General features: G+C 66.1%; 4 protein-coding genes. 1 reads left to right on the plus strand and 3 read right to left on the minus strand.

The features are described from left to right. Positions 1-242, plus strand: a 242-nt coding sequence (locus tag ACXJLU_RS32600; RefSeq protein ID WP_457337228.1) for a transposase, incomplete at its 5' end; no start/stop codon positions are given. Positions 243-324: 82 nt separating this feature from the next. Here ACXJLU_RS32600 and ACXJLU_RS32605 read toward each other — a convergent pair. The 3 genes from ACXJLU_RS32605 to ACXJLU_RS32615 form a co-directional block, all read right to left on the minus strand. Then, positions 325-2199, minus strand: a complete 1875-nt coding sequence (locus ACXJLU_RS32605) for a potassium transporter Kup (protein ID WP_457337883.1) — start codon at positions 2197-2199, stop codon at positions 325-327. A 154-nt stretch (positions 2200-2353) separates the two neighbouring features. Beyond that, on the minus strand, positions 2354-3649 hold the full coding sequence (gene gshA, locus ACXJLU_RS32610; protein WP_457337884.1) for a glutamate--cysteine ligase: 1296 nt from the start codon (positions 3647-3649) through the stop codon (positions 2354-2356). A 208-nt stretch (positions 3650-3857) separates the two neighbouring features. Continuing rightward, the coding region (locus ACXJLU_RS32615; RefSeq protein ID WP_457337885.1) for an ammonium transporter at positions 3858-5260 on the minus strand (1403 nt) is incomplete at its 5' end.

Here is a 5260-nt window from a genome sequence, read left to right on the forward strand (position 1 = left end):
CCGATCCCCACAGCCCCTGGCAGCGAGGCATCAACGAGAACACCAACGGCCTGATCCGCGAGTTCCTGCCCAAGGGCTCCGACTTGAGCGTGCACTCCCAGCGCGAGCTCGATCACACCGCCTGGGATCTCAACACCCGTCCTCGCAAATCTCTTGGCTGGCGCACTCCCTCTGAGGTCTTCTTCGAGTCAGCCTTCAACGCCAGCCACTCAAATCAACCCGCTGTTGCACTTGGGCTTTGAAACCGCCGTTACTTTCATTTGAGCCAGCAAATGAAAGTGACTCGCCCGCCGGGGCGAGACCCGGCACTGCCCCGCAGTGGAATCAGATCTCGACCTTCGACCCGAGTTCGACCACTCGATTGGTCGGAAGCGACAGAAAATCCGCCGCCGCCGCCGCATTCCGGTGCATCCCCGCAAAGAGCTTCTCCCGCCAGTTCGCCATCCCGCTGCCGAAGGTCGGGATCACGATGTCGCGCGACAGGAAGTACGAGGTCTCCATGTCGTCCATCTGGCAGCCCCGCGTGCGCAGGAAGGCCAGCGCCTCCGGCACGTCCGGCTCGTTCTTGAAGCCGAAGTGCACCGTCACCTGCCAGCAGTCGCGCCCGAGCGGCTCCATCTCGCAGCGCTTCTCGAAACCGATCCACGGCACCTCGTGCAGCTTCACCGTGACGAACAGGTTGGTCTCGTGCAGCACCTTGTTGTGCTTCAGGTTGTGCAGCAGCGCGTTCGGCGTCAGCCCCTGCTCGCTGACCAGGAACACCGCGGTGCCGGCCACCCGCGTCGGCGGGCTCACGAACACCGCATCGAGAAAACTCTTCAGGTCGATCGCGTCCTCGCGCAGGCGCTCGGCCATCAGCCGGCGGCCCTGCTTCCAGGTCATCATGATCATGAACATCACGCCGCCGATCACCACCGGGAACCAGCCGCCGTCGAACACCTTGATGACGTTGGCGCTGAAGTACGTGAAGTCGACCAGGAAGAAGAAGCCCGTCGCCGCCACGCTCAACGACCACGGATAACGCCAGCCATAGCGGATCACGAAGAAGGTCATCGTGGTCGTGATCAGCATGTCGATCGTCACCGCGATGCCGTAAGCCGCCGCCAGCTTGCTGCTCGAGCCGAAGGTCACCACCGCCAGCACGATGCAGGCATACAGCCCCCAGTTGACGAACGGCACGTAGACCTGGCCCGTCTCGCGCACCGAGGTGTGCAGGATGCGCAGCCGCGGCAGGTAGCCGAGCTGCATCGCCTGCTTCGTGACCGAGAACGCCGCGGTGATCAGCGCCTGCGACGCGATCACCGCCGCCGCCGTCGCCAAGCCGATCAGCGGGTACACCGCCCATTGCGGCGCCATCTCGTAGAACGGGTTCCTGACGTTCTCCGGATGCGCCAGCAGCATCGCGCCCTGGCCGAAGTAGTTCAGCACCAGCGCCGGCATCGCGAGGCTGAACCACGCGAGGCGGATCGGCCGCTTGCCGAAGTGGCCCATGTCCGCATACAGCGCCTCGGCACCGGTCACGCACAGCACGATCGAGCCGAGCGCGATGAACGCGATCGCCGGGTGGCCGAGCAGGAAGGACAGTGCGTAGCTCGGGCTCAGCGCCGCCAGCACCGCCGGGTTGGTCGCGATCTGCGACAGCCCGAGCACCGCCAGCACCGCGAACCACAGCACCATCACCGGCCCGAACAGCTTGCCCACCGTCGCGGTGCCGTGGCGCTGCACCAGGAACAGCAGCGTCAGCACGACCAGCGACAGCGGGACGATGTAGTGGTGCAGGCCGGGTGCGGCGACTTCGAGGCCCTCGATCGCACCCAGCACCGTGATGGCCGGCGTGATCACGCCGTCGCCGAAGAAGATCGCGGTGCCGAAGATGCCCACCATCAGCAGCCGCTTGCGCAGCACCGGCCGGTCCTTCACCGCCTGCGACGCCAGCGCGAGCATCGCGATCAACCCGCCTTCACCGTTGTTGTCGGCCCGCAGGATCAGCACCACGTACTTGATCGAAACCACCACCGTCAGCGTCCAGAACACCAGCGACAGCACGCCGTAGATGTTCTGCGGCGTCAACGGCACGTGGCCGTGGGCGAAGACTTCCTTGAGGGCGTAGAGGGGACTGGTGCCGATGTCGCCGTACACGACGCCGATGGCGCCCAGCGTCAGGGCGGCCAGGCTGGAGCTGGGACGATGCTGATTCACGATCCACCGCGCTCGCCGAAGGGGCACGGCTCAATCCAAAGGAGGGCCATTGTGCGCCTGCGGATACGCCCGGAAACACGTCGATCAGCCCCACCCCCAAGCCGGCGGGGGTTGATGTTGCACTGCAGCAACGACCGGTGTATGAGGGGCCAGCCTACTCGTAGACCTCGGCGTCCGGGTCGGTGGCTTCGAGCTCGTAGCTGGCAGCCAGCATTGCCAAGCGAGCGATCACTCCGTACATGTAGAAGCGATTTGGCGCGCTGGCACCCGGCTTGACGCCCGGCTTCGGCAGCTGGTTCGACTCGGCGAAGGCCAGCGGCACGAAGCTCGCGCCGGGGGAATTGAGGTTCTCGTCGATGCCGCGCTCGGCGTTGACGCGGTAGAAGCCGCCGACCACATAGCGGTCGATCATGTAGACGACCGGCTCGGCGACCGCGTCGTTGACGCGCTCGTAGGTCGGCACGCCTTCCTGCAGGATGACCTCGCTGACCTCCTGGCCGTCCTTGATCACGCTCATCTTGTTGCGTGCCTTGCGGTTCAGGTCGACCAGGTCCTTCGGGTCGCGCACCGTCATGATGCCCATGCCGTAGGTGCCGGCATCGGCCTTCACGATGATGAACGGCTTCTCCTGGATGCCGTATTCCTTGTACTTGCGGCGGATCTTGCCGAGCAGCGCCTCGGCGTTGCTCGCCAGGCATTCGGCGCCGGTGCCGTCGCTGAAATTCACCTCGCCGCAGCGGGCGAACATCGGGTTGATCAGCCACGGGTCCATGCCCAGCAGCTTGGCGAACTTCTTGGCCACTTCCTCGTAGGCCTGGAAGTGGTTGGTCTTGCGGCGCACCGCCCAGCCGGCATGCAGCGGCGGCAGCAGGTACTGCTCGTGCAGGTTCTCGAGCACCTTCGGGATGCCGGCCGACAGGTCGTTGTTCAGCAGGATCGTGCAGGGGTCGAAATCCTTCAGCCCGAGGCGGCCGCGGGTGCGCAGCAGCGGCTCGACCGTCAGCGAGCTGCCGTCCGGCAGGTCGATCTGCGTCGGCGCCTTGATGGTGTCGTCGAGCGTGCCCAGGCGCACGTTCAGCCCGGCCTGGTGGAAGATCTGCGTCAGGCGCGCGACGTTCATCAGGTAGAACGAGTTGCGGGTGTGCTTCTCGGGGATCAGCAGCAGGTTCTTGGCCTCGGGGCAGATCTTCTCGATCGCCGCCATCGCCGCCTGCACCGCCAGCGGCAGCATCTCGGGCGTCAGGTTGTTGAAGCCGCCAGGGAACAGGTTGGTGTCGACCGGCGCCAGCTTGAAGCCGGCGTTGCGCACGTCGACCGAGGTGTAGAACGGCGGCGTGTGCTCCATCCATTCGAGGCGGAACCAGCGCTCGATGGCCGGCAGCGATTCGAGAATGCGCTGCTCCAGTTCGTTGATCGGGCCGGTGAGTGCGGTGATGAGATGGGGAACCATAAAAGCCCGTTGAACGCCTGGGGATCGCGGATTCTAGGCATCTGGGGTCGGCCGCGTCGATGGCAAGTGCGGTGGCCCCGGCCGGTGTGAGCCTTGTTTGAGGCTTGCATCACGGCCGACCCGCTCCGATCCGGAAAAAGAAAAGGCCGCCCGGAGGCGGCCTTCCCAGTGTCCCGCGGGCCGCAGCCCGCGTCCCTCTTCTCGAAACTTACTGGTGATACGCGGTCTCGCCGTGGGCCGAGATGTCCAGGCCTTCGCGTTCCTCTTCCTCCGTCACGCGCAGGCCGACCACCAGGTCGACGATCTTGAACGCCACCACCGAGACCACGCCCGACCAGACGATGGTCACGAGCACGGCCTTCAGCTGGATCCACACCTGGGCACCGATGCCGTTGGAGGTGACCGTTGCCGTGACCCAGTCGCCGACCAGGCCGGGGCCGCCGAGCGCCTGCGTGTTGAACACGCCCGTCAGCAGCGCGCCGACGATGCCGCCGACGCCGTGCACGCCGAACACGTCCAGCGAGTCGTCGGCACCGAGCAGCTTCTTCAGCGCATTGACGCCCCACAGGCAGGCGAAACCGGCGACGAAGCCGATTACGATCGCGCCCATCAGGCCGACATTGCCGGCCGCCGGCGTGATCGCCACCAGGCCCGCCACCGCACCCGAGGCCGCACCCAGCATCGAGGCCTTGCCCCGCATCAGCGCTTCACCGATCGACCACGCGAGCACCGCGGCCGAGGTGGCCGTGAAGGTGTTCATGAAGGCGAGCACGGCGCTGTTGCCGGCTTCGAGCGCCGAACCGGCGTTGAAGCCGAACCAGCCCACCCACAGCAGCGAGGCACCGACCATCGTCAGCGTCAGCGAGTGCGGCGTGAAGGATTCCTTGCCGTAGCCGACGCGCTTGCCGACCATGTACGCACCGACCAGGCCGGCAACGGCCGCGTTGATGTGCACCACCGTGCCGCCCGCGAAGTCGAGCGCGCCCCATTGCCACAGCATGCCGGCCTTCGCGTTCATCTCGTCGACGACGCCTGCGGCGCTGTACGCATCCGGGCCCATCCAGAACCAGACCATGTGCGCGATCGGCGCGTAGCTGAAGGTGAACCACAGCGTCATGAACAGCAGCACGGCCGAGAACTTGATGCGCTCGGCGAACGCGCCGACGATCAGGCAGCAGGTGATGCCGGCGAAGGTCGCCTGGAAGGCCGCGAACAGCAGCTCGGGGATGTAGACGCCCTTGCTGAAGGTCGCGCCCATCGCGAAGGCGCCGGTGGCCGGATCGAAGATGCCCTTCATGAACAGCCGGTCGAGGCCGCCGACGAACTTGTTGCCTTCGGTGAAGGCCAGGCTGTAGCCATAGATGGTCCACAGCACGACGATCAGCGAGAAGGTGACCATCACCTGCATCAGCACCGACAGCATGTTCTTGCTGCGGACCAGGCCGCCGTAGAACAGAGCCAGGCCGGGCACCGTCATCATGATCACGAGCAGCGTCGCGACGATCATCCACGCGACGTCGCCCTTGTTGGCGACCGGCGCGGCAGGTGCCGACGCGGCCGCTGCGGCGGAGGCCGCAGCCGCCGGTGCGGAGGCGGCGTCAGCCGTGGCAG

The sequence above is a fragment of the Rhizobacter sp. P5_C2 genome, from assembly GCF_054049715.1.

Coding starts and splice junctions, on each gene's coding strand:
- gshA (WP_457337884.1), bottom strand. CDS start 3,649: ATGGTTCCCCATCTCATCACCGCACTCACCGGCCCGATCAACGAACTG.